The following is a 25,827-nucleotide window of genomic DNA, read 5'->3' on the forward strand; positions in this document are numbered from 1 at the left end:
TGCTGCTTCTTTTTTAGAGGGTGGTTGAATTGGGTGATTATTTAAAAGATTACATAAAAAATGCTGTGAAAAGATATATACTCCGTTCCCTTGTTACAAACCCTTATTTCTGGATAATACTGATTTTTTTGAGTCTTATTTTTTTTGGTATATTTACTGTTTTAGGAATTTTTGATGCTGCTTATCAGGATAATACTGTAGCTGCGAACGGCAGAATGGTCCAGCAGATGATGCCCGCTCTTAACCCTCCTGTACTCTCAAGCGACAAAATGGAAGAGCAGTTTTTTCTTCCGTGGGCAGTACCTTACGCCCTTCAGCTTTATGCAAGAGATTGGGATGACACTCTTGATAAGGACATGATAACAAATATAACTAAAGATCTTAACCCTGTTTTTACGTACTTTGATTATGATGAAGTAACTCAGGTGTGGGAAAGTATTAAGGATAAAGATGGGAACTGGCAGACAAAGTATTACGAAATAAGAACATCAAGAAAGTATATCTCTCAAGTGAACACCTATGCAGGAATATATGAACTTCACTATACTCTTCAGTTTACAGAAAATCATACAGAGACAGCAGATTACAAAAAATACACAAAAACATTTTATTTAGCAAAAACAGGGATAGATTTTTATCCTGACTGGACAAGACTGGATGCTGCTATTGCAAAATATGCCGGTACCGGTACCAAAACAAGTAGTTTCACCGTACAGGAACACACTGCTAAAGGCGGGCAGATAATAAAGCCGTTTGACGGAGATTATCCTGTCACGTCTCCTTTTGGCATGAGAGAAGATCCTAAAAATCCGGGCAGCAAAGAATTTCATACCGGAGTAGACTTCGGAATACCTTCCGGAACACCAATAAAAGCTGTGGCTGATGGTGTTGTTGCCCTTGCAGAAGAATACGGCGGATACGGAAAAGCAGTTATCATAAGACATGCAGACGGTCTGTCAACAATTTACGGACATCTTTCTGAGATAAAAGTAAGTGAAGGAAAAGAAGTAAAGCAGGGAGATGTTATAGGCCTGTCCGGAAATACAGGACGCTCAACAGGCCCGCACCTTCATTTTGAAATTAGGGAAAACGGCCAGCCTGTAGATCCGTCGCTGTATATTGCAGGTATTAAAACTTTTTCCGGTGGAGAAGTTTACTATGTTGCAGAGCTTAACAGAATAATGCTTCTGGAAACAGCAGCTTCATTCATGAAAAATGAAGAAAATATCGGATGGCTGCTGGACAGTTCAGACTCTTCAATGGAGGTACCTCCCTGGCAGAAATATGATATAAGGCCGGGTGAAATACCAAATGAATTGATTCCTGTATTCAAAGTAGCTGGAGAAAAGTATGGAATACCGTGGACTGTGCTTGCAGCAATAGCTTACAGAGAATCAAGCTTTAATCCAAATGCTGTAGGACCTTATCTGCCGGACTACAACACGTCTGCTGTGGGGATGATGCAGTTTTTACCCGAAACATTCAGAGAGTACGGTGTTGACGGCGATGGAGACAGCATAATAAGTCCTTTTGATCCTTCTGATGCAGTTTATACTGCTGCCCATTATTTAAGTGCAAATTACAATTTGTACAAGAAACAAGGCTACAGTGATACAGATGCATTGAGAAAGGCATTGTGGAATTACAACCACGCATGGTGGTACGTGGATCAGGTCATGTCAATTGCAGAAAAATACAGTGAAAAGTACGGAAAGTAGTTTTTGCAGCACAAGAAATTTTAAATATTGACAATATTAATATTTAAGTGTATAATAAAGGCAGAAGGGATAATGTTTATAAAAGGCTGGTGTTTAATATGAAAAAAAACAGATTGTCTGATGTTTTGCTGTGGATAATATTTCTCATAACTCTTCCTTTTATGCTTGTATATCATGCAGGAGTTGAGCTTGGTAAAAAAGCTGTTATCATTGTTTTGGGCTTTTTTGCCTTTTTTGTCGGCCTGTTTTTTATAACCGACGCATTTCTAGCAGTGGTTGGAGACTGGCAGACTGCGATAAAAAATGCAGCAGGATATGTTTCGGATATATGGCACTATACGTTCATTGAGTGGCAGGATCTTCCCAATAAAATGAATGTGGTAATAAGTTATATCAAAACCCATCCATTTGTTAGAAACCTGTTAATAATGTGGCTAATAGGTTTTTTAATTCAGCAGTTTTTTGGCCTGCTGGGACGCTACAGCTATTCTGCTTATGCATATAGAGTCAGAAAGATGTCTTCAAATCAGCAGAATGAACCTCCACAGGAAGTTGATCCGACGGACGGCTTTACAAAAGCCCGCTTTGATGCATATTTTCCTGAAGGCTGGCAGGAAAGGCGCCAAAACTTTTTTAACCAGGTAAGAGAAGCCAAAGAAGAAATACAAAAAAGGTTGAAGAAAAAATAAGGAAGGTGGTAGCAATGGATGACATGGAAGCTGCTTTTTTCTATAAGCTCCTTGAGAAAATAAAACGGCTTGAACCTTCCGGCAAGAAAGAAAAACTCTTAATAAAAGCTCTTGTCATCTCGGAGATGGCAGGGCTGGGATACTCTAGGGAGAAGACTTACATGGGTTTTGCTACAGGCGACATTGTGAAGGCTGTTGTGCCGAGGGGCAAGTATGCTGGAGTCCACGTCGGCAGAATAGCAATAAGGCAAAGACCGTCGTTTCGGCTGAACGGTTTCGACGTTCACCCCAAGTATCTTACGATTCTTCAGAGAAGTGATGGTTATGAATACGGGTATAGAGCGGCGCATTCCTCCTCCCAATGAATTGGGAGGCACCCTGCACCGAGACTCTGTGGATAAGCTTGTAGAAAACAGAAAAGAAATGGAAGAAAGATTTTCATACAATAAGGCTGTATAAAATTGTGTAAGGCTTTTAAAAGCCTTACAATAAAAGTTATTTTCTTAAGACACATTTTTATATGTCAGCACATTCAAAAAAGGCTTAAAAACCTTTTAAAGCCGTCTACGGGAGTGCTGTAAAATGGTATTTATATGCACAGGTATAGAAAAACTGGATGAACTGTTAAAACATAAATTAAAGGAAAACAAAATAGAATCAGAAATAATCTTTTATGCAGATTACCTTTTAGAAGAAAAGAGCAGAGATTTGTACGATACGGTTATTCTGGCACCACGTGAAGACATAAAACTCCCCTTTAAGGATTTCTTGTTTGCCCTGAGGCAGAGGGACAAAAGAGTAATACTTTTGCCGGGGAATGAAGAATCAAAGCATTTAGGATATGCACTGGCACTTGGCATATATGATATTGTATTTGATCCGGTAACTCCTGAGAAAGTTGTGAATGCCGTAAAAAATCCTGCAAAATTTTCTGATGTGCAGCAGTACTTTCTTGGTTTAAAAGGGAAGGTAAGCTTTTCGGGTGAGGCAGCAAAGGAGGTGGAAAGACAGAACATCTCTCCTGAAGAAACTGTCAAAGTAAGTACAGCTGCAGAACCAGATAAAACAAAAGAGGAAGCTGCTCTAAATCAAATAAAAGGTATTATGAAACTTCTGGGGCAGAAAGTAACAAAAGATGACATAAATGAAGCTCTGGTTGAGCTTGAGGATGCTGTAATAAGGTTACTTTTTTAAGAAAAATGTGATAAAATTTCTAATGGAGGTGTTTTTTAAATGAAAAAATTTTTATCTTTTGTGTTAGTTTTAGCTCTTGTATTAGGAGTTTCAGTACCCAGCTTTGCAGCAGACTTTTATGCTGTGCAGGACTTTTACAAATACACAGAACCTGATGGACAGTTTTACTGGGCAATGCCTGATTTAGAGTTAGCAGTAGCAGCAGAAATAGTAAGAGGCTATCCGGCAAATCCGCCAACTGCAATAAGAGATTATCAAATGACAGGTAAAGTTGTTTGTAAAGTGTTAGGCCCGTTAATGCCTGAGAATACATTAACAAGAGCAGAATTTGCAGCAATGCTTTCAAGGGCATTGGGACTTGATCAAACAGCGCCTCAGAATCCTTTTAAAGATGTAAAAAGTGATGCATGGTACTATCAACCCATTATGCAGCTTGTAAATAAGAATATTATACCACTTGATTATTACAAAGGAACCTTTAATCCGAACGGAAACATAACCAGAAAAGAAATAGCGATATGGCTTTCAAATGCTGCAGTATCCTATCAAATACCTTTAGCAAACGTACCTCTGCACTTTAAAGACTATTCAGACAGCGACCCGTATTCAGCAGCGATTTCCAATGCAGTAGGATTAAAAATATTAAGCGGATATCCTGACGGTACTTTCAGACCAAACGCATATGCAAACAGAGCAGAAGCGGTTGTAATGCTTATGAGGCTTATGAGGCTTTTACCAAGCGACTTGACTGAGCAGGAAGCGATAAATGTAATATCACATGCAGAGCAAGCTATTGCAAAGCTTTCACAGGCTTGGATACCAACAAATTTTTATAAACTGCCTGATGGAACATATGCCGATGTAGGACCTAACCCAAATCCAATTTTTGCACAAGCCTTAAAAGAATATCAGCAGGAAGCCAAAGATTACGTAACAGAATACAATTTATATCCGTGGACAGAGCCAACGGTTATAGATGATAGAGCAAATATACTTAATGACAAATGTAAAAACGGCTTTTTACCGAACATGGATAAGTACTTCTACAAGGGAACCAAAATGGGCGTATGGGACACAGACGGACATAAAGGACCTGGAACTGGTGGTTCATTTGGCAATAGAGCTGAGTATGGTGTAGTGGACAGTATTTTATTAAGAGGTGGCAATCTTTCAGATGGAACTTATGTATATCCGTTAGGTGCGTATTGGTTTAAGTCTGATTCGTACAATATTATTAAAATATCAACAATGGGCAATATTGCTAGTGTATATTATTCACGAACAGGAAAAGTGGACAGACCTAACGATCCTGGAACTTGGCAAACGGCTTATGCTCATGCTCTTCTCGTAAAGCAGGATGGCAAATGGAAGTTTGCAGCATATGATGGAGCTTACAATCCTGCAACACAGAAATGGGATCTTGAATGGATAGACACAATAAGGGACAGGCTGTAAAATGTCTGTCCCTTTCTTTTTAAATGTGGTATAATTGTGATAAGGGAACGATGGAGGGAGAAATCTTGGGAAAGTATGATATCACACTTAAAAACATGTTTTCTGATTTAACGGATGATATACTAAGTTATTTTTTGGGGATACAGCACACTAAAATAGAGGAGCTTAATATAGAATTTCCTAGAGTTGAAACCAGAGAAAGCGATATGGTTTTTAAATGTAGTACAAAGGAAGAAAATACTATTGCTATACATATAGAATTCCAGTCTGATAATGACGATAAAATGCCTTACAGAATGTTAAGGTACGCTGTTGAGATAATGGAGAAATACGGTTTAATGCCTTATCAGGTTGTTGTGTACATAGGTGAAAACAACTTAAATATGGCCAATGGAGTAGAATTTGACTTTGGAAAAGAAAATTTTTTGAAGTACAGATATAAAATAATAGATGTAGGGGAAATAAAATTTTCTGAGATAACACAGACTAACTACTACGAATTGTTCACGCTGCTTCCTTTGATGGATAAAGAAAGAAGAAAAAAAGAAAAAGAACTTTATCTAAAAGAATGTGTAGAAATGATAAAGAAGATTCCTCTAGAACAAGAAAAAAAGAGAGAACTAGCTGCAAAAGCTAAAATACTTGCAGAACTGGTGTATGAAGAAGAAATTATTGAGAAAATGTTTGCGGAGGTGATGAAAATGTTAAATTTGGAAAAATCAGCAACATTTAGAAGATTAATAGAAGAAGGGAGAAAAGAAGGTAAAAAAGAAGGAGAAAAAGAAGGAAGATTAGCAGTAGCTAAAGAACTATTAAAAAGAGGAATGAATATTGATGAAATTGTAGAAATAACTAAACTCCCTAAAGAAGAAGTAAAGAAACTGTTAAATTGAACAAAAATTGTCAAAAGAGGATAGGTAACAAAAACCTATCCTCTTTTGTTTGATAAAGCTTTTAACGGGAGGTGAGCTTTTTGAAGAAAATTGCTGTAGCAGTTTTAATTCTTTTTCTGCTTTCCTGCACCATACCTGCATATGCCGATTATGTAATGTCTGACGGTACAACGGTAAAATGGCTTGGAGGGAATCAAATACAGGTAACTGATCCAACAACAGGACAGACATACACAACAACAGGGATAATGACTCCGGACGGACATCTTGTACCTCCGCAGAAAGTAGCTGCAAGCGGAGGTCAGCTGAACACCACAATCAAAACAAATTCTGGACAAACTGCAACACTATCGGTAAGCCCCGGTTACACAATAAACGGTACAAGCTACTACTATGCAGGTACAGACAATACCTTGATAGCAGTATCAAACGGACAGGTATCTGCGGTAAGTGCTAATAGAATGGGAGACAGGCTGGTACCCACTTCTGCTCTTTCAGACTCAAAACAAATGCAGGCAGTCGTAGCTGCAATAAACGCAACGGGCGGGTGGTTTAACTACAGCGGCAGCACCTACAGCGGATATAACAGCAGCGGAGGAAGTGGCGGAATGTCAACAGGAGTTTCTCCTACCAACACCACAATGTTAGGCAATGCCCATATAATAGGTGATCTGCGCACAGTAAGAGTAGTGAAACCGGACGGTTCGGAAATGCTTGTAAACGGAGTAGAGTTTCAGGGTGGATGGGCAAGCGACGGAGCATACGTAGTACCATATAAAGATCTTACTCAAGATCAAATTAACTACTTAAAGCAGTCCGGTTTTATGTACGATGATAAAGCAGGAGTATTCATCTTGCAGTTTACTAAGAAGACAGATAAATACGCAAATAACTGGGACTGGAAGCCCCGAAAAGGTAAGGTTATAACAGGAGATCCTTCAATTGATGAAGCTATAGCTGAAATTTTACAGGAACATGGTATAAAAGTACCGGACCAAATAGTAGGAACTTTAGACCAAAGTGCACCTGTAATGGTAAAACTACGAAATTATTATCAAGATTTAGCTAATTACTTTGGTTCAGATGCTTTTAGAGGCGCTGGAGATGCAGCTATTTTTTTGGATCAATTTACTAACTACCAGGACTTTATAAATACAGTTTTAAACTACGCTACAAGCTCAGGTATAGCAACGTTCAGAATACCGGACGACAATCCTGATGGAACATCTCCAACACTTCCATCACAGAGCAGCAGTTCTCCGCAGAATAATAATCCTCCTGCAGTAAGTACACCACCTTCCAGCGGCAATACGACAGTTTCCAATAATACACCCTCGATAAGACAGGTCACAGCTGATTCTGTACATGCAACTATAACAATAAACAAGACACCCAACTTTGTATTTACAAAGTGGCATACTGATGCAAACGGCTATCCTGCGTATATGGATATAACAATTAAATGGAAGAACGTAGAGATAGGTTCAATTATAGATACTCCAACGGGCCCAAGAGAAGTGCGAACACCGGCATACGTCACAAAGGTTGTAGCTTTTCACAACATACACAGATATACAAACTACCTTTTAGAAGATGACAACTGGGAGACAGAGTATCCTGTCATGCAGAACATAGACATAGCAAATCAGCAGGCAACGTTCAGGTTTATGTACAGGAAAGCAGGGCAGGAAGACTCAACATTGTATTTTAAGCTGTACCTCAATGGAACAGATAAGTACTTCTGTGTGTACGTTCATATACCTGTAAACGGCTTTAATACAACGTTTTTCCAAGATAATCAAGATCATAGTAATCCAGACTTTAAGACGTCCAATCCAAACTGGCAGCAAACGAACATACAGACAGAGACAATTACGTTTTAAGAAAAGGGCAGGGATGCTTGCATGAGTGTTCCTGCCTTTATTGGAAAAATGAATTACTTAAAACTAAAAAATACTAATAAAGTGTTTGGTTAAAAAATAAAAAATTTTATTTTTTTTCTAAAGGAATTTGATAGAAAATGTCGAATTACTATTAATATGATTGAGGTAAGACCTAAACATCGTTAAAAGTATCTTATAAACAGGAGGGGGTATTATGGGAAATTTTACAACTCCCAAGAATCAGCTAGACATTAAGCAAGAAATGTCTTTGGCAAATATGATGTTAAGTCTAAAAGACCCTGCAGTCTTTTTAGGAATTATGTACTTTATAAGCTTTATAATTACTTTGCCAATAGCTTTAAAGTATAGAGGAGGGGTTTTAAATTATGCTGAATTTTTATTAGTATCGATTGTTGCTATAGGATTAGTACATATATTCATAAATTGGTTATATTACTTAACAGTAACTATTCCGTTAATAATGTCAGTAATATTTTTTGTAGTTGGTTGGATAATGTGGTTATTTACTCCTTTCATAGGAGGTATTATTGATATTTTCTTTTCCGCATTAAATTTTGCGTTGACCTCCGTTTTTAATTTTAGTTATTCTGGGGGAGGAACATTAAATTATTTTAGTGAATTTATGACAAGATTTTCACAAACGCTTATGGCTATTGGTGGGGCGTTGTGGTGGCTAGTAAAAAAGGCCAAAGATATTGATTATAAAGCTTTAGCCGTATATTTAGTATCTCTTAGTTTGTTTGGAATAATTTCGGGTTTTTTATCAACACCGGGTTTAGTGATGTTTCTTGTTGTGTGGGCTGTTGTAGATCTTAAAATAAGGGGAGATAAAAACATTCCGGAGATGCAAACTATTTTCAAAGTGATTGCAACCATAGCTATATTATTTAATGCTTATTCTGCTAGACTGATTAATAATGCTATTATATTCCAACCTTTGGGAGGAGGAACCTTTGATTCTATTGCTTATGAGAACTTTTTAAAGTTATACAATATTGGACTTGCAATATTAATGCTTTTATGTACTTGGTTTCCTAATAAAATTATTGACATGCTTCCAGATAAAGCAAGGATATATATTGATTTGATATACAAACGTGTAAGTTTTATTAAAATAAAAGCTAATTTATGATAATTAAACACAAAAAATAGTAAGTGTGTAAAGTTATAATTTTCTGTAATTCGGAGATAAAAAAACTCTTATACAAAAAAGAAACTGTCGAAAGGCAGTTTCTTTTTTTATGCAACGAACAGGAGGTGGTATTATTAAATGAAACTAAGCCTATACCAAAAAAACATTATGCTTAGAGCAATAAAAAACAAAAAAATTGACGGTCAGGTAAAAATTCTTTTCCTGATTGAACTACTCTATTATAACGCAATCTCACTAAAGGTTGCAAATACACTTCTAGAACAGTACATTTCGGTCTCAGAAGATGCAGAAGAAAATTTAAAAGAACTTTTAAAGTTAATAGCAGAAGGAAACATAACGCTTGAAGAAATAAAAGGCAATCTTGCACAGAATGTTTTAACAGAAAAACTTAAAAACATAGAAGCAAAAGCAGACGTCGTATATATGTTGTACGACAAAAAAGGGACAGCTTTTTTGTTAGCACTTGCAGGAATGGTTTTAGCAATTTTAAGCGCTATAGGTATTTTAAGCATTTTTTAGAAAAGGAGGTAGGTGAAAAGCGGGCGGTAGGAAAAAGGACGTTAAGAAAATACACAGTAATACTCAACTTTATGATAAAAATTAGGAGGTGTGAAGGCTTTGAAAAAAACAATTCTATTACTTGTACTGCCTGTATTTGCGCTGTCAATTTTATCAGGATGTACCTCGAAACAAATAGCAAGTGTTCATGGAATACCAATAACACAAGCTGAGCTGGAAAAAGAAAAAACATTTCTAAAAGACAAGTTTACAAACATGAACAATGACGAACTAACCAAAATAGCTTTAGAAAATTTAAGAGCCAAAAAAGCAATTGAGTACGAAGCGCAAAAAGAAGGAATAACAGTAACCAAAGAAGAGCTAAGTAAAGCATGGCAGGATACTAAGAATAAAACACGGCTGACAAAAGAAGACTTAAAAGACATTCTTTTGTCAGATAAACTTTTTAACAAATATACGAAAGATATTACAGTAAAGCCCGAAGAAGTAAGAGAATTTTATGAAACACACAAAGACTACTACACAACAGTGAAGGTATATGAAATATCAGTCAAAGACAGAGATACAGCGGATATGGTATATCAAAAGCTTAAGGACGGAGAAGACTTCAGCAAACTTTTTGAGCAGTATTCAATAGACAGAATAAGCGGAAACGGCGGCTTTATGGGAGACATCCCTGTAAGTCAGAAATTTTTTGGAGTATCCTTAAAACCAGATACAATTTATGAACCAGTACCTGTTAACAATGAAGGGTATATAATTTTAAAAACCACAGAGCAGACAATCAAGCCTTTCGATGAAGTAAAAGACGGCATCGAACTTTACCTCTTAAATCAAAAAAAGCTTGATTTTTACCACAAAAAAATAAAAGAATGGGAAGGTGAAGGGAATTGAGCAGGATAATCAAAATAGGAATTATCACTGCGGTGTTTGTCTTCCTTGCAGCTTTTTTAGTGCTTAACAGCACGCAGGGAACAGTAAATGTTGTTGTGGCAGCAAAACCGATAAATGCAGGCACAGTAATAACTCAGGACATGCTTACCACAAAAAGCATTCCTGCAAGCCTTGCAGCAGATCTAGTGAAGAATCCTCAGGAGATTGTAGGCAAAAGCCTTAATACTTCACGTGTGAAAGGCGATTTCATACCGCACAGCATAGTTATGCAGAAGGGACTTGAAGTAGCTCCAGGCGATGTTTTAATAAGCATAAACGTTCCTTATGAAGACGCAAAGCTTATTTCCGTCGGAGACACAATAAGTCTTGTACTTTTATCAAATATTGCTGGAGGTGCAAATCAGACAATAAGCGGGCTGAAGGTTTACTCAATAGAGCAAACAACGTCAGCGGTTAACGGTACTGTAAGCACAATTGCGGTACTTGAAACAACTCCCGACAAAGCTTCACTGATAGCCCCTTATGTCAAGTCAAACAGTTTCAAAATTTTCAAGGAGTGATGTAAAAATGATAATTTCAATCTTCTCCCCAAAAGGGGGTGTCGGCAAAACAACAATAGCTCTTGCCATTTCAAAAACAGCAGCCAAAAAACTTAAAACCTGTGTTATTGAATTTGACTTTTCTCCCGGCGATTTTGTCTCAATACTGGACTTAGACCGCAAGAAAAATATTCTTGAAGCTGTCAATGGAAACATTGACTGGGCAGTACAGAGGCCATTAAAACAGAGCTTTGATGTGATAGTCGGAGGCTATCCTGACACATATGAGATGATAAAGCCTGATAAATTAAGAAAAATGATGGAGGAGCTGAACAACCGGTATGAGCTTGTCATAGTGGACATACAGCCTGCATTTGTGGAAGGCTGTATTGATATTTTTGACATGTCAAAGGACATACTGTTTATCGTAGAAGACAATGCCTCTGTCAGCAGCCGTGCCATAGGGAATATTGACTGGGCAAGAGCAAATGGATTTATAGACTTAAAGAAAGTGAGAATGATTGTAAACAAAGTGCAGAAAAAGGAGCTGGTATATGTAAATATAACAGAAATTAAGCTACCTGTTATTTACAAAGTTCCGTATATTAAAAACTTGGGCAGTTTTGAAAATCCCAAAATACTGAAACATGCTGAAAATATTTTAAATGTTTTGTATCCCAGCATCTTTTATGAAAAAAAAAGAGGATTTTTATTTTTCAAGAGAAAACAAACAAAACAAATTCCTGCTGAGCCTCCAAATACTGAGGAAACTCCAGAAGAAACTAAAGTATTACCTGCGGTTGAAAATATATCCGGAGCAGCTGCAACAGAGGAAACCCCTGAAGAAATCGGCTCTTTACCTGCAACTGAAAACATAACAGAATTAGAAAACGAAAAATACTTCCAATATAAAACTGTTGAAAAACCCGATGAGATTAAAAAAGAACAGAAAAGAATATCTGAAGAGAGGAGTGAATTTTATCCCATGAAGGTTTATGTTAATACCGGTTATAAAGAACTTGATGATATTTTCAGGTCAAAATTTGAAACAGCAGACAGCCTTGCAGACTGCGATGCAGCGATAATTTCATATATTTCAAATAAAGATTACATCAGAAGCTTAATCTCTGCGGGGAAAAAGATAATCCTCCTTGCAAGAGATTCAGACTACAGCCTTGTGGAAACTGCTAAAGAAATTGGGATTAGGGATATATATTACAGTCCTATAGATCCCGGAGAGATAATTGATAATTTAATCAATACTGAAGGAGGTAAAAATGATATGGAAGAAAAAACGGAATTAGAAAAAGAATCTGCAGCAGCAGAACAAAACCAGCCGGAAGTCTTTGAAATTTCACAGAAGCAGGAATCAGAAAGTGAAATTGATGCCATTCTCGGTGAAATTAAAAATATACTTGCCAGAAACAAAGAAATATATGAAAGAAGACTTTTAATGCAGGAAGAGATGATAAAACAGAAGGAGGAAGAAATAAAAGAGCTGCAAAAGGTGATTGAAGAATACAAGGAAAAAGAAGAAAAGAGGAAGAAGGTACTTATGGAACTTCAAAACCTTTTGCAGTGAAAGGGTGATGACTCATGAGCCTTTCAGAGCGCTCCAAGTTGATAAATACTGCCCGAAAAATAGATATAGATTTGATAGTGAATGCAGTAAGGCCTCAGATGTTAAACTATCAAGCACAAAGCGCAGGTGATTTAAAAGGACTTTTAAGGCTGGAAGTTAGGAAATATCTTGAACAGAACTTTCCACACTATCTTGACAATCTCTATACTGTTACTGAAGAAGTGTACAACAAAATGTACATGCTGGGGCCTTTTGAAAAGTACCTCAAAATGGACGGAGTAACGGATATAATAAGCTTTGGGACGAGGCTGATGTATGTAAAAGACGGAGTAAAATACGATGATGAAAGAGGATTTGCAAGCATGGAAGAAGTCAGAGTAATATACGAAAGAATAATAGCGAACTCCGGACAGAACATTTCCTATGCGGAGCCGTCGAAGGACGCTGAGCTTTATGACGGCTCCCGTGTAAAAGTAATAATTCCACCTGAAGCTCTGGAACCCTATATAATCATACGAAAACACACAAGCTTGAATAAAAATCTTGATGAGCTTATATATAGACTGCGGGGATTGAATGACAGCATAGGTACAATAGAAATGGTAAAAAAGCGCACAAAAGAAGAAGAAAACTTTAATGGCACTCTATCAGAGTATTTCAAGATGTGTGTCAGGAACAGAAGAAACATTGTGGTTATAGGCGAAACGGGAGCGGGCAAAACAACATTTGTAAATGCTCTTACGTATTACATCCAGCCCAAACACATAGTAGCAGTGCTTGAAGACACAAGAGAAATGGAACTGCCTCTTCCTTATGTCTTTTACCTTAAAACAAGAGAAGAAAAAGAAGGAGCGAAAGCAATAACATATGAAGACATACTTTATGACTGCTTAAGGGCAAATCCGGACAGAATCATACTGACAGAGATAAGAACACCAATATCAGCATATACCTTTATAAATGTCCTTAACTCAGGACACAAAGGCTCTTTTACAACCATACATGCTGACAATGTTGAAATGGCTCTGGATAAACTCGAAATGCTCATAAAGGAATTTAAAAACATAGATGACAGAACAATAAGAAGGCTTATTGCAAAAGCAATTGATGTGCTCGTGTTTATAGGTCTTGAAGAAGATGAAAAAGGTGATGTAATAGGACGTGCAGTAAAAGAGGTTGCAGAGCTCAGAGGTATTGATGAAAAAGGAAATTACATTCTCGATTATAAATACATTAAGTGGTGAAGGGGCATACTTCAAAGGTATGTCCCTTTTTTATTGAAGTCAAATTTTACAGGAGGTGTTTTTACATGTACAATGCACTCACATTTAACATTTACAAAAAAGTAATGGCAGCGCTGGCAGGATTAAAGAAAGACAAGAGGGGATTAAATGAGTACGTCGCAGTAGCATCACTCTTAGCACTTGTAGCAGGGATAGCAGTGCTTGCAATACCTAATGCAAGAACCACAATATCCAACTTGTGGAATAACACGCTCAGCGCTATGTCATCCATGTTTTCAAACATTGCAGCAGGTAAATAAAGACTTTCTTTTTTCTTTTGAGGCAGGCAACTGCCTCTTTTTTTTATGCAAACTATGAATAAACATCAAAATTTTAATAAGGCAAAAATATTCTTCTTACTGTTTAATCCATGTAAGACAGTACCATTTATGACAAACAATTTTTCTAATAGAACTTTTTATACGTATTTTATAATAATTACTTCGGACTAAGTTACTTATGAAAGCTGCAAAAATAACTGTACACAAAATAATAAAAGATGGGTTATAAGAATCTATTTTATCCGGCCTGGGAATATGTTCTGGCCACCTCTTCAGCATATTCTCAGTAAAAAGATGAGTTTTTACAATTATTTTGTCATCTGGGTTTACCTTTTTTAATGCATTTGTCAAAGCTATAAAAAAGTCGTCAGAAAGTATTTTAAGGGCATCAGTAGGAGTATTTTAGGAAAACAATATCATAGATTTGGTTGTTTTTTGGAGGTGGTATGTATGGTTTCCTTTATTAACAAGGATAAAATAAGAGCTTTTTTTGTTAATTTTAATAAAAACGTAAGTGGGAATAGTAGCAATCAAAGAAAACAGAATAATATTAGCAATTACATTTTGCGAGAAAATTACAAGAAGAAAGATGCAAAGAATAATACCAATTGCGTAAAAAGTTATAAAATTTTTAAAAGGCATTTTAAAAATCCCCTTTCTTTATTAGAAAATTGTAGAGCTGATATATTTTTGACGCTTTATGGCTTGGGATTTTTGATTCCTGTATTCATTATTTGTCATTTTATTTTTTCTATGAAAATTGCCGAAATCCTTCTTTTGTTTTTGTATCCCTTAAAAGTCAGTTACATAAGTCTGAGTGTTAAATATCTTGCGATATTATCTTTATGCTTTTGGGTCGGTTTCCCCTCATTTATATCAGGAATCGGTTATTTTTTACTTTTTAACAGAAATATTCCGTTTTTTAATGTTGTTATCAATACAGTACAGATATTTATCACTGTGCTTGTACTGTATATGCCTGTAGTATGGACTATAAAATTTTGGAATTATTCCGGATATAATAAAATGTATTTGATAATACAAAGCATATTCTATATTTTTTGGTATTTTATTTTCTTTTTGCAGCTTGTTATATAACAGAAATCTTTCTTTTTCTTTGAGGCAGGTTAACTGCCTCTTTTTTTATGCAAATTAACATTTTCACCAGTTTGCAGGAAAGGGGAATGCAAAGATATGTCTGAGATTACTTTTCAAAAAGTACTGGATGCCCTTGACAGAGAAATTAAGTGGGCATTTGAAACAAGAGCGCAGGCGGAATCGCAGTCAGCAGTCAACTACTGGTCCGGCTACTATTCGGGTCTTAAAAGGGCTTTAGAGCTTTTATTAAAACTTCAGCATTTAAAATAAAAGAAAATTTTTAAAGGAGCGTGCATTTTATGGGAATGATAAAAGTTGAACTGTTAAAAGAACACCCCCGCAACAAAGAATTTTTTGACGACATAGAAGGAGATCGCTGGCAGGAATTTGTTGAAAGCATAAGGACTAGTGGTATAATAGTGCCTCTCATAGTGACACAGGACTATGTTGTTATATCAGGGAATCAGAGATTGAAAGCAGCAAAAGAGCTGGGCTTACAAGAAGTACCCTGTGAAATTAAAACTTATGAGGATAAAAATGGATTAACAAAAGAGGACTGGATGTTAAAGGATTTAATTGAAACAAACCTAAGACAGAGAGGCATAGGTAATCTCAATCCTATGAAGCTGGCAAGATGTGTAGTGGAATTGGAGCGAATATACGGTATCAGGAAAGGCAATAACCAATATTTAGGAGGTGGAAGTGCGCTCAGCGCACAAGCATTACCTAATATTTCCCAAAAACTCCAAGAAGAAATTATTGAAAATACTGGTTTGAGCAGGCGGAGATATTTTGAACTTAAAAAGCTGAATGAACTTATACCCGAACTCCAGAAACTTGTTGAAGAAGGCAAACTAACCACAAAAGCAGGAGAGCAGCTTGCATATCTTGAACCTGAACAGCAGAAAGAACTTTTTGACGTGTTGGGTGAATCAATAGCAGAACTCAAAAGAAATGAAGTGCAGGAGATAAAAAAGCAGCTTGAGGAGTATAAAAGAACATCTTACAGCCTGCAGGAAACTGTAGAATGGCTTAAAAAAGAAAAAGAGAAATTAGAACGCTCCAAAAAAGAACTTGAAGAAAAACTTAAAAACATAAAACCCAAAATTATAGAGAAAGAACCGGATGACTACAGACAGTTAAAAGAAGCTTTAAAAGCGATAACAGAGCAGTCAAATCACATTACTGAAAAACTTAATCAGGTGTTAAAAGAAAAAGAAGAACTAGAAAAGAAAAATCAGGAGTATTTGGAAAGCCTGAAAAAGCTTGAAGAGATGAATAAAACGCTGAAAAAAGAAAGAGACAAATTTATAGAGCTCTCACGTGAATATGAAAGATCATTTGAAGAAGAAAAATGGGGCTTTGAGCTCACACATGCTCTTTCAGATCTTTCTCAGGAAGTAGCAGGTAGGATTGCAGCCGTAGAAGTGCTTTTAGAAAAGAGAAATCCCGTTAATGAGAAGAATACACAAATGCTTTTAGAAAGAGCAATAAGAACTCTAGAAGAAGGTATAAGAAAGCTTTCAAAATGGAGAATAAGGGAAGATGAGGTGATAGAAGTTGAGTACACAGCCTACTCCGACAGCGATTTATAAAGAACCGGAGTTATTTTATGAGGCAAAAATAAGGGAAGAAATTTTAAAAAGATACAACATTGCATTTGAAGTTTTCATGGCAGAGCAGTATTCACGAATACATTATTCGGAACTCATGGACAGCAGCACGGACGAAGCTCTCACTTCCAAACAGAGGCTGATAAGCTGGATAAATGACAGTACTAAGGGAAAAGAAGTAAGAGCAGGCGTACTTACAAGGTACAAGCTTGAACATCCTGAACATTTTGAGAACGGCATCTGGCAGGCAAGATACTTCAGCTATTTTGTTCACTACGCAAAAGAACTGCTGACAGATGAAACATTTGTGAAGAAAAAAGAAATAGCTGATGAATTTGCTAAATCCTTCAAAAATGAGCAGTGGTACTGGCAGGCAGTTGCAGTATTAGGTACAAAACTGCTGGAATACCTTTATGATATGAACGCACTTCAAACAGACATAGCAAAGGCTTATGTAAGGCAGATAAAGCTTTCAAGGCAGCTTCTTAAAAGCATTGGAAAAATAACAGGGAAAATCGCCAAAAACTATAGAGAAAACTATGGGTACGATAACATAGAAGAAGTAAAAGAGGCAGTTTTTGCAATAAAGCAGAGCATAGAAGAAACTTTCAAGCAGCAGATGAAAATGTCCTATGAAATTTTTAAATCTCAAAAAGAGTACCAGATCTATCTTGCGTACAGAAAAATAATAAAAAATGACATTCTGGAAATTTACAGAGAAAATTTAAAACTACCTAAACCTTCTTTTTCTGTTCAGGAAAATAAATTAAATCAGCTGGAAGCGGGGTGCTTAAGTTGATACTGCTGCTTTCACTGATAACTGCTTTAAGCGCTTTTTCCATCATAATGTTTTTGTACCTGCTGAAAGAGTATAAAAAACAGGAAATAATAAGAAGAATGGAGAGGCAGCTCATAGCACCAAAGGAAAGAAAATTTAACACTTTAGAAGTCTTAGGTTTTGGGAAAGTGCTGAAAAACTTTGACATTCTTCTTAAAAGAACAGGAATAAAAAAAGTTGATGCTGAAAATCTCATTTTGTTTTTGTCTGTTCTAAACACATTTATATTTGCTCTCTTCATTATCAAAAATGAAGTTTTCTGGGCATTTTTAGCTCCTGCCTTAATTTTTATATCCGTACCGCTTGTCCTTGAAAAAATTGCCCAGAAAAGATACGTTAAATTTAATCTGCAATTTGCTGAAGCAGTTCAGGACATAGCAGACTACCTAAAAATATCCGGAAACATCGTAAACGCTCTGGAAAAGGTGATAGACACTACAGAAAATCCCCTGAAAGACGAGATCAAAAAGATTGTAGCTAAGGTTGATGCAGGGATAAGCCTTTATGAAGCACTGAAAGATTTTGCAAAAGAATCTGGAAGCCCTCTTGTGGAGGCATGGGTGGACTCAATGGTATTTGCAGGGCAGATGAAGGCAAATACGGCAGATATATGTCAGAAAATGTCTGCCAAGATAAAAGAAAGAATAAGGCAGAATAATAAAATAAGCTCATTTATGAAAAGCACAAAAAGCACTGTAGTAATGATAATTGCAATTACAATTCTTTTAATGCTTTCAACCTATACATCAGGGCAAATGTACGCAGAAGCATTCACCACTACAGCAGGAAAACTGGTACTGCTTTATATAATCATAAGCTATGTAGTAACTACAGTTTTTGTGTTTAGAGCAATTGATAAACAAATAAGTTCCATTTAAAGGAAGGTGCGGAAAATGAAAATTTTTAAGGAAAACACAATCAAAAAAATAACCGGAGAAGACGTGTTTACAAGAATAGACAGAGAAATAAAAGCCGTAGGACAGATTAATGTGCTTTTTATGAAAGTTACTTCTGCTGCTGAGCTGCTTTCTACTTTTTCGCTTGTTCTCGGCTTTTCATTAATTCTTCTTTTGTTCTCTTTTATTTTTGTTCCTGTTTTGATGAAGCCTTTTTTAGTTCTTGCGCTTGGCATTCCTGTTATAATGTACTTAAGCTATAAAGATACTGTAAGTAAGTACAAAAAAAGGCTTATGGCAGACAATGAACTTCCTGCCATTCTTGAAACATTTGTATCAGGCCTTTCTGTAGGAATGCCTGTAGAAAACATAATGAGGTACATTGTAGAGAACAAAAAGGGGTACATGAAAGAAATAATACAGGAAGCACTGCAGAAAGCCGATGCCGGCATACCTCTTTCTTTAAGCCTTGAAGAAGCTGCAGAAAAAAGTCTAAACAAATACTTTCAGCGTGCCGTAAAAATACTCATAAAGACTTCAGAAACGTCTCAGGGGCTTGCAGAGCAGCTTGATGAACTTTTGAGAGACATTGAAGAAGACAGAATAAACGAAAAGACAGCAAAAGCATCCGTGCTTGACAATGTAATAGCAATTCCGGTGCTTATAGGTTTTTTCATTCCTCTTATTGTATTTGTAATTTTCCCGTTTATAGTAAGCTTTTCAAATATATTTGGAACTCATTAAAGGTATACCTTTCAAAAAGGTATGCCTTTTTTATTGAACGCCATTTTTAAGGAGGTGTTTTTATATGTACAATGAACCCACATTCAACATTTATAGGAAAGTGATGACAGTATTAACAAATTTAAAGAAAGACAGAAAGGGATTAAACGAGTACGTCGCAGTTGCATCACTCTTAGCACTCGTAGCAGGGATAGCAGTACTCGCAATACCTAATGCAAGAACTACAGTATCCGACTTGTGGAATGACGCACTTGGTAACATATCTATGCTAAACCCATTTACAGGCTCAACTAATAATCAAACTCCTGTAAGTGGCAGCAATTCTACAGCTGAACCAATAACAAATCCTGTGCAACCGCCTGTAAGTGATACTACAACACCATCTCCATCAACCGGCACGCAGCCCTTGCAGGATACATCGATAATTGACCCTGCACAGGGTAAACAGCCGATTACAGGAGTAGAAACTGGATCAGGGACAACAATTGGGAACCCGGTAACAAACCCTGTCCAGCCACCTGTAAGTGATGGAACCAGCTCCACAACTTCTCCTTCCACTACACCATTTGTTCCTACACCAATCGGTTCTGGAACTCCTGTTAGGGGAATCGGGTCTACAACTGAACCAATAACAAAACCTGTTCAACCGCCAGTTGCTCAGTAAAAGCACAAAAGATTTTTAAGGCTGTATGACCGGCAGGGATTACTCTCTGCCGGTTTTAAAACAAAAAAATTTTTAAAAACAAAAAAATTAAAGCAGTTCAGGACGTAGCAGACTACCTAAAAATATCCGGAAACATCGTAAACGCTCTGGAAGAGGACAGGATAAACGAAAAGACAGCAAAGGCATCCGCACTTGATAACGTAATGGCAGTTCCGGTACTTATAGGTTTTTTGTTCCGCTTTTTGTGTTTGTGATTTTCCCGTTTATAGTAAGCTTTTCAAAAGTCTTTGGAACTCATTAAAGGTATACCTTTTTGAAAAGGTATGCCTTTTTTATTGAACGACATTTTTAAGGAGGTTTTTTTATGTACAATGAACTTACATTTAACATTTACAAAAAAAGTAATGACAGCATTAACAAATTTAAAGAAAGACAAGAAGGGATTAAATGAGTACGTAGCAGTAGCATCACTTTTAGCACTTGTAGCAGGAATAGCAGTGCTTGTAATACCTAATGCAAGAACCACAATATCCAACCTCTGGAACAACACATTAAGCAGCATGTCGTCCTTGTTCCAGAGCGTTGCATCCGGGAAGTAAAACAAAGGATAGGGTGGGGGTATTCTTTCCCACTCTATTTTTATCAGGAGGTGATAAATTTTGCTTGTGCAGGCTAAAAGGCTTTTAAAAGACAGAAGAGGAATTTCTGAATACGTTGCAGCTGCCTCTTTAATACCAGTTCTTATGCTTTTATTTGCAATGGCCATCCAGCTCGTTGTCCTTGGAGTTTTGCAGCTTGCTGTAAATGAGGCAGCATTTGAAGCAGCCAGGTCAGCAGCAAGAAGTCCTACTCCCTATGCAACAGCAGTGCAGGCTGCCCAAAACTTTGCAAACGGGTTTATTCTGGGATGGAAAAGCAAGGTTCAGGTTACCATGGTGCAGACACCTAACAATCCCGGAGATCCGGTAACAGTTCAGGTTTCATTCCCTGTACCGCAGTTTTTCTCTGCACTTCAGGCCAAAACAGTTTATGGTTCAAGCACTCAAATATGGGAGGAAAGACCATGAAGAGTTTTTTAAAAGATAAAAGAGGCAATGGAATGCTTGTATTTTTCTTCCTTGTTTTCGTAATAGCATTGATGCTTTATATGTACCAGACCAATACTACCCGCCTTATTTTAGAACGAAGCTATTTGTACACAATTGCAGACGAGGCAGCAAATAAAGCAGCCTGGGAAATATATCAGTACCAGTCTCAAAATTTAAATACAACAGGACAAATAGATGTTAACCTGCTTCAGGCAGCAGCAAACAAAGCTGTAGAATTTTTTAAATCAAAAGGCTACACACTTCAGAATGCCTCTGCACATCTTGAAGGTAAATATTTAGTAATTACAGGAGACGTGGTAACAAAGTACAAAGAGCCTGTTTTGCCGGGAAAAAGGCAGGTTTTAGTAAGGTCAGGGTACTACACAAACAACTATTTACCTCAAACAGGCTACAATCAGTCGGTTAATGTATACGGAACGGGTCCCTGGGGAGTAATACAAAACTGGAAAGACAGTAACGCAAAATGGATCTGGGGTGTTGAAAATGTTGGTGCTTACTGGTTTAAGCAGAGCTTTACCCTTTCTAAACCTCAAACAGTAACTATAACTGCCACTGCGGATGACGTTTTTACCTTGTACGTTGATGGTAAACAGGTTCTAAGTGGTAACAACTGGCGAACAGGTTATTCTACAAGTATTTTTCTGCCAGCAGGTACTCATGAAGTGAAAGCATACGTGCAAAATCTATATCAGGGACAACCTGCTGCCAGTTTTTCTTTTACAACAAGCAGTAGAAAAGACAATCCCAGTGCATTTATAGCTTCAATAGCAGATTCAAACGGGAACGTGATTCTTCACACTGATGAAACGTGGCAGCTTTCTCAAGATGGGCAGGACTGGCAGGATGTCGGGATGATTGCTCCAAAGAATATGCCTCTTAACTATTCTTCTCTTCAGTGGGTTGACACGTCGCATTATGAACTGCGGGATGCCCAGCGGGGAAATAACTATGTAGTGTTTTCTATAGAAGGAAGAGCAGCGCTTAGAAAAATAAATAAATAGAAAGGAAGGGTGATGATAAAATGAAAAAATACGTAATTTATGCTTTAATAACAGTTCTGGCTTTGAGTCTAATAGGCTGCGGACAGACAAAAAAGATTGAGACACAAAAGTTGCAGGAAATAAAAGAGGTAAAAGGCAGTGAAGTAACAGTAGGCGGACAAAAAGTAAATCTTAACGATACAATTATTGCAGTAGGTGATGTTTCAGACGTTAAAAAAGGGAATAAAGCGTATGTTATTTCAGCAGGTGATAAAAAATATCTTGTAGTTTATACAGGGCACAAAGAAACAAAAGAAAAAGACGGAACTGAAATAATAGATGTTGTAAAAGAAGCAAGCAATGACGGAATTACGTTAAACAATGGCAAATTTTATTCCGTAACACCAAAAACAACAGAACAAACTATTGATAATCTTAAAAATATCAAAAAATATAACCCGGATGATTTTAAAGCGGGTGACGTTGTAAGAATGCTTGTAAAAGGCGACAAAATAATTGCTGTTGTAAGATATTAACACCCTGCAGGGTGTTATTTTTTTATAAGGAGGTGAGGTTTCTTGAAAAGAATAGCTGTAATAGCAATGGCTGTTTTCCTGCTTTTATTTCCAGTATCAGCTTTTGCAGACGCAAATCTCCCATCTGTACCTGATTCAACCATACAAAGTTCCGGCTGGTCTAATTATATGCCTGCCCAAGGCAGTGGGGTATCCGGTGCTGCAATAATGCAGGACAACAGTACAAATACGTCTTTGACAAGACAATGGGTACATGAGGGCGGATACACTTCTGTATCACAGCAAGTCCCGGTTGCTCAAGCAGTGTGGGTTCAGTCTCAGGAATGGGTACCACCTGTAACACATCAGGAGTGGGTACCGCCCGTAACTCATCAGGTATGGGTACAGCCACCGGGGCAATATGAACTGCAAAATTTTACTCTTTATCATGTTATAGAACAGTATAGAAGAGATTATACTACATGGGGGCTCCAATATGTAACCGGAAGCTCTTTTGAACTTGGTACTTTTGATTTAAACGGAAATTGGCATCAAACATTTAATAATCCTCGATATACAAATTTCCCAGTACCTTCATTAAATATTAGTATTTCTTCGATAATAAATAATACTCCAAAAACAGTTCCTTCTACTCCTCCGGATCCTTATTGGTATTATAAATATGGAAGTGCAGAGAGTTATTATGAAAACCAATATAGTAGTAAAGTTGCTATAAGTAATTGGAGAACTATAAGTATTATATGGGGTGGTTTTGGAGGAGATGCAAATGTAATTTTACTTAGAGGTGATTATAATGGAAGCGATTATTTGGATTATGGAGTAAGCCTTGGTTGGTATTGGGTGGGATATACAGTTTATCAGTATTATGAATTACGTCCTAATTATGAATGGATACAACCTCCGGGACATTGGGAAACAGTTGTAGACCAGCCGGGCTACTGGAAAACAGTAGTGGATCAACCGGGATACTGGAAGGATACTTCACACTGGGAGACAACAGTAACATATCAAACGGTGCAAGATGTACAGTATACGGATTCACCACACTGGACAGAGTATGAAAAGATTATACCACAGTATGAACTTAAAAATTGATTTTTTATAAAAAGTGTAAAATTACGTATTTGCCTTAATAGAATGATAATAAACATTTTACAGATTCGATACATTTTTTGTTATAATCAACTTAAACATATCTGGAGGTGTAGTGAATGTTCAAAAAAGCAGTTGCAGCAGCTTTGATTTCAGCTTTGCTTGTTTCTCCGTTTCCGGTTTTAGCAAGTAATACCAGAAGTACAACAAACAGTTTTTCACATGTTGTATCAACAGTTAAACACACAAAAGCAGTTAAGCATACAAAGGCATCTCAGAAGACGAGACAGGTTAAAAATGCGAAAACAGCTAGGAAGTCAAAAACAGCAAATAAGAAAAACAAAACGGTTAAAAATACAAAAACAAGTAAGAAAGTAACAAAAGCTAATAATATAAGGACTGCAAAAACAGTTAAACATACAAAAGGCAGCAAAGAGAAAAATGCAAAAGTGACTAAACATACTAAAACTAGTGTTTTAAATAAAAATTCATAATATTAGCCTCCCCTGTGGGGAGATTTCTCAACTCTCCTCATTTTAAAGACACCGAGGACAGGAAATATCTGTTTTCGGTGTCTTTATTTTTATATGAAAAATTTTTTATGTAAGGAGATGATGCCTTTGAACCTTCTTATATCAAACAATCTAAAAACAATTGAAACAGTAAAAAATAAGGAGCCTTGCGATGTTGCTCTATCTCTTGAATCAGCTTTGATAAAGGCAAAACACAAAAAATATGACGTTATAATAAATGACGGATTTGATGACTCAGGAATTTTTGATAACGCAATCAGTGTTAAAGACTATTTAAAAAACATCACGATAGACGACAAAAAGATAAAAGTATTCAGGCAGGAAATAATTTCTGTCTGGAGCGTAAAAGGTGGAGTAGGAAAGACTACTACTGTTAAAAGGCTGATGGAAATGTTTGATAAAAACATAAAAATTCTTGTAATAGATTTCAATTTTCAGGATGGAGGCTCTGATTTAAGCTTTCTATTGGATTTGCCTGTTATTCCTCACATAGGAGTGTATTTAAAAGAAAGGACAAAAGAAAGTTTCTTTAAAAACCTCATTGAGTACAGCCCAAATATTTCAATAATTCAGGCTCCTCCTAAATTGAGTTTTATAAAAGATATAAAACCTGAGGATGTAGAAAACATTATAAGATTTGCAAGAACTGCTTTTGACGTTATAATTTTTGACTTACCTAATAAGATTGATGAAATTATTAATACTGTTTTAGAAAACTCGACCAGAAAGATTATAGTATCATCCGGGCTTGTAAGTGAAGCAAGGCGAATAAAAGAACTGGATGAAGACTTCCTTGTCGTAATAAACTCTCCAAATAGACAGTGGAAGCTTTACTACAAAGACTTTAACTGCATTACCATAAAAGAGCTTGAAAAAATTTTGGAAAGGTAGGCGAAGCAGAATGCATTCAACTATTCTAAGCCTTCCGGTAATTGTACTGACAGCCTGTGCAGTATGGACAGATTACAAAAGAAAAGAAATAGATAACTGGATACCGGCTGCAATATTGACTTATGGAATAATTCTAAATGCCTTTCTAAATCCGGGAAGGTTTACGGAAAGTTTTGTCTACATGTTTATTGTGTTTACAATACTTTTTACAATATATATCATCACAAATGGGCAACTGGGGGGAGGTGATGTGAAGCTACTCACTGCACTAGCTTTCTTTTTTGGAAGCAGTATTATGATTTTACTTCTTATTGCCGGGATGACAGCAACTATATACGGAGTATTTAAAGGAATCAAAGACAGAACTTATTTTAGGACAGAAACAATTTTTGCACCTTCAATTTTTGTTGCTGCTGTTTTAACCTTAATTTTGACATTTTAAAAAAGCGAAAGGAGATGTTTTTTTTTATGAAAATAACCAAAACTGTATTTCAAAAATATGAAAACGGAAGATTAAAAGGCTTTGCAAGAGTGGTATTTGATGATTCCTTTGCAGTAATTGCCCGTGTGATACAGGGGAGAAACGGGTTAATTGTGGCATTTCCAGATCATGTTAATAAAGAAGGCAAGCGCTCTTTGGTGGCGTTTCCTTTGACTAGAGAGCTGAGGCAGGAAATAGTAGAGAGCGTAATAAAAGCATACAAAGAGGCGGAATAACCGCCTCTTTAT

Annotated in this window: 28 protein-coding genes and 1 pseudogene; all 29 read left to right on the forward strand. The window is 36.6% G+C overall.

The genetic code is table 11. The annotated features are described in order from the left end of the window. Nucleotides 1–29 precede the first annotated feature (29 nt). The 29 genes and pseudogenes from I4N53_RS03840 (at nucleotide 30) to I4N53_RS03980 (ending at nucleotide 25,815) form a co-directional block, all read left to right on the forward strand. Complete coding sequence (locus tag I4N53_RS03840; RefSeq protein ID WP_214495625.1) at nucleotides 30–1,718, forward strand: M23 family metallopeptidase; 1,689 nt, start codon at nucleotides 30–32, stop codon at nucleotides 1,716–1,718. A gap of 98 nt (nucleotides 1,719–1,816) precedes the next feature. Continuing rightward, complete coding sequence (locus I4N53_RS03845) at nucleotides 1,817–2,407, forward strand: hypothetical protein (RefSeq protein WP_214495626.1); 591 nt, start codon at nucleotides 1,817–1,819, stop codon at nucleotides 2,405–2,407. Between the two features lie 146 nt (nucleotides 2,408–2,553). After that, a pseudogene (locus tag I4N53_RS12630) lies at nucleotides 2,554–2,772 on the forward strand (HNH endonuclease); the annotation flags it as partial. Nucleotides 2,773–2,989: 217 nt separating this feature from the next. Continuing rightward, nucleotides 2,990–3,601: a hypothetical protein gene (locus tag I4N53_RS03855; RefSeq protein WP_214495628.1), complete on the forward strand. Its 612-nt coding sequence runs from the start codon at nucleotides 2,990–2,992 to the stop codon at nucleotides 3,599–3,601. A gap of 39 nt (nucleotides 3,602–3,640) precedes the next feature. Beyond that, on the forward strand, nucleotides 3,641–5,056 hold the full coding sequence (locus I4N53_RS03860) for an S-layer homology domain-containing protein (RefSeq protein WP_214495629.1): 1,416 nt from the start codon (nucleotides 3,641–3,643) through the stop codon (nucleotides 5,054–5,056). A 50-nt stretch (nucleotides 5,057–5,106) separates the two neighbouring features. Continuing rightward, complete coding sequence (locus tag I4N53_RS03865) at nucleotides 5,107–5,949, forward strand: Rpn family recombination-promoting nuclease/putative transposase (RefSeq protein WP_218623507.1); 843 nt, start codon at nucleotides 5,107–5,109, stop codon at nucleotides 5,947–5,949. 80 nt (nucleotides 5,950–6,029) lie between these two features. Further along, nucleotides 6,030–7,832, forward strand: a complete 1,803-nt coding sequence (locus I4N53_RS03870; RefSeq protein ID WP_214495630.1) for a hypothetical protein — start codon at nucleotides 6,030–6,032, stop codon at nucleotides 7,830–7,832. A gap of 214 nt (nucleotides 7,833–8,046) precedes the next feature. Next, the gene (locus tag I4N53_RS03875) at nucleotides 8,047–8,985 is read left to right on the forward strand and encodes a hypothetical protein (protein WP_214495631.1); all 939 of its coding nucleotides are present in this window, start codon (nucleotides 8,047–8,049) and stop codon (nucleotides 8,983–8,985) included. A gap of 138 nt (nucleotides 8,986–9,123) precedes the next feature. Beyond that, nucleotides 9,124–9,525: a hypothetical protein gene (locus I4N53_RS03880; RefSeq protein ID WP_214495632.1), complete on the forward strand. Its 402-nt coding sequence runs from the start codon at nucleotides 9,124–9,126 to the stop codon at nucleotides 9,523–9,525. A gap of 99 nt (nucleotides 9,526–9,624) precedes the next feature. Next, the gene (locus tag I4N53_RS03885; RefSeq protein ID WP_214495633.1) at nucleotides 9,625–10,419 is read left to right on the forward strand and encodes a peptidyl-prolyl cis-trans isomerase; all 795 of its coding nucleotides are present in this window, start codon (nucleotides 9,625–9,627) and stop codon (nucleotides 10,417–10,419) included. Continuing rightward, nucleotides 10,416–10,979 (forward strand): SAF domain-containing protein, encoded by a 564-nt coding sequence (locus I4N53_RS03890; protein ID WP_214495634.1) that lies wholly within the window; start codon nucleotides 10,416–10,418, stop codon nucleotides 10,977–10,979. Before I4N53_RS03885 ends, I4N53_RS03890 begins: the two co-directional genes overlap by 4 nt. 7 nt (nucleotides 10,980–10,986) lie before the next feature. Further along, a complete protein-coding gene (locus I4N53_RS03895; protein ID WP_214495635.1) occupies nucleotides 10,987–12,540 on the forward strand; it encodes an AAA family ATPase in 1,554 nt (517 codons plus the stop codon). A 14-nt stretch (nucleotides 12,541–12,554) separates the two neighbouring features. After that, complete coding sequence (locus I4N53_RS03900; protein WP_214495636.1) at nucleotides 12,555–13,784, forward strand: CpaF family protein; 1,230 nt, start codon at nucleotides 12,555–12,557, stop codon at nucleotides 13,782–13,784. A 65-nt stretch (nucleotides 13,785–13,849) separates the two neighbouring features. After that, nucleotides 13,850–14,083: a hypothetical protein gene (locus I4N53_RS03905; protein ID WP_011026185.1), complete on the forward strand. Its 234-nt coding sequence runs from the start codon at nucleotides 13,850–13,852 to the stop codon at nucleotides 14,081–14,083. 1,215 nt (nucleotides 14,084–15,298) lie between these two features. Continuing rightward, entirely contained in the window at nucleotides 15,299–15,472 is a 174-nt protein-coding gene (locus tag I4N53_RS03910) for a hypothetical protein (RefSeq protein WP_167353624.1), read from the forward strand. Between the two features lie 29 nt (nucleotides 15,473–15,501). Beyond that, the gene (locus tag I4N53_RS03915; protein ID WP_214495637.1) at nucleotides 15,502–16,797 is read left to right on the forward strand and encodes a ParB N-terminal domain-containing protein; all 1,296 of its coding nucleotides are present in this window, start codon (nucleotides 15,502–15,504) and stop codon (nucleotides 16,795–16,797) included. Then, a complete protein-coding gene (locus I4N53_RS03920; RefSeq protein ID WP_214495638.1) occupies nucleotides 16,763–17,614 on the forward strand; it encodes a hypothetical protein in 852 nt (283 codons plus the stop codon). The genes I4N53_RS03915 and I4N53_RS03920 overlap by 35 nt, the downstream gene beginning before the upstream one ends. Further along, complete coding sequence (locus tag I4N53_RS03925; RefSeq protein ID WP_214495639.1) at nucleotides 17,602–18,531, forward strand: type II secretion system F family protein; 930 nt, start codon at nucleotides 17,602–17,604, stop codon at nucleotides 18,529–18,531. Before I4N53_RS03920 ends, I4N53_RS03925 begins: the two co-directional genes overlap by 13 nt. A gap of 15 nt (nucleotides 18,532–18,546) precedes the next feature. Continuing rightward, complete coding sequence (locus I4N53_RS03930; protein WP_214495640.1) at nucleotides 18,547–19,293, forward strand: type II secretion system F family protein; 747 nt, start codon at nucleotides 18,547–18,549, stop codon at nucleotides 19,291–19,293. A 64-nt stretch (nucleotides 19,294–19,357) separates the two neighbouring features. Next, the gene (locus tag I4N53_RS03935; protein WP_214495641.1) at nucleotides 19,358–19,957 is read left to right on the forward strand and encodes a hypothetical protein; all 600 of its coding nucleotides are present in this window, start codon (nucleotides 19,358–19,360) and stop codon (nucleotides 19,955–19,957) included. 371 nt (nucleotides 19,958–20,328) lie between these two features. Beyond that, nucleotides 20,329–20,556, forward strand: a complete 228-nt coding sequence (locus I4N53_RS03940) for a hypothetical protein (protein WP_214495642.1) — start codon at nucleotides 20,329–20,331, stop codon at nucleotides 20,554–20,556. Nucleotides 20,557–20,616: 60 nt separating this feature from the next. Next, a complete protein-coding gene (locus tag I4N53_RS03945; protein ID WP_011026176.1) occupies nucleotides 20,617–21,024 on the forward strand; it encodes a hypothetical protein in 408 nt (135 codons plus the stop codon). Then, the gene (locus I4N53_RS03950) at nucleotides 21,021–22,067 is read left to right on the forward strand and encodes a hypothetical protein (protein WP_214495643.1); all 1,047 of its coding nucleotides are present in this window, start codon (nucleotides 21,021–21,023) and stop codon (nucleotides 22,065–22,067) included. The genes I4N53_RS03945 and I4N53_RS03950 overlap by 4 nt, the downstream gene beginning before the upstream one ends. A gap of 20 nt (nucleotides 22,068–22,087) precedes the next feature. Further along, nucleotides 22,088–22,582, forward strand: a complete 495-nt coding sequence (locus tag I4N53_RS03955; protein ID WP_214495644.1) for a hypothetical protein — start codon at nucleotides 22,088–22,090, stop codon at nucleotides 22,580–22,582. Between the two features lie 42 nt (nucleotides 22,583–22,624). After that, nucleotides 22,625–23,677 (forward strand): hypothetical protein, encoded by a 1,053-nt coding sequence (locus tag I4N53_RS03960; protein ID WP_214495645.1) that lies wholly within the window; start codon nucleotides 22,625–22,627, stop codon nucleotides 23,675–23,677. Nucleotides 23,678–23,793: 116 nt separating this feature from the next. After that, a complete protein-coding gene (locus I4N53_RS03965) occupies nucleotides 23,794–24,168 on the forward strand; it encodes a hypothetical protein (protein WP_214495646.1) in 375 nt (124 codons plus the stop codon). A 126-nt stretch (nucleotides 24,169–24,294) separates the two neighbouring features. Further along, nucleotides 24,295–25,098, forward strand: a complete 804-nt coding sequence (locus I4N53_RS03970) for a CpaE family protein (RefSeq protein ID WP_370623299.1) — start codon at nucleotides 24,295–24,297, stop codon at nucleotides 25,096–25,098. A 10-nt stretch (nucleotides 25,099–25,108) separates the two neighbouring features. Further along, nucleotides 25,109–25,540, forward strand: coding sequence for a prepilin peptidase (locus I4N53_RS03975; protein WP_214495647.1), 432 nt, complete (start codon nucleotides 25,109–25,111; stop codon nucleotides 25,538–25,540). A 26-nt stretch (nucleotides 25,541–25,566) separates the two neighbouring features. After that, a complete protein-coding gene (locus tag I4N53_RS03980) occupies nucleotides 25,567–25,815 on the forward strand; it encodes a SpoVG family protein (RefSeq protein WP_214495648.1) in 249 nt (82 codons plus the stop codon). Nucleotides 25,816–25,827 lie beyond the last annotated feature (12 nt).

This window comes from Thermoanaerobacter sp. CM-CNRG TB177, assembly GCF_018588165.1.
Classification (GTDB): domain Bacteria; phylum Bacillota; class Thermoanaerobacteria; order Thermoanaerobacterales; family Thermoanaerobacteraceae; genus Thermoanaerobacter; species Thermoanaerobacter thermocopriae.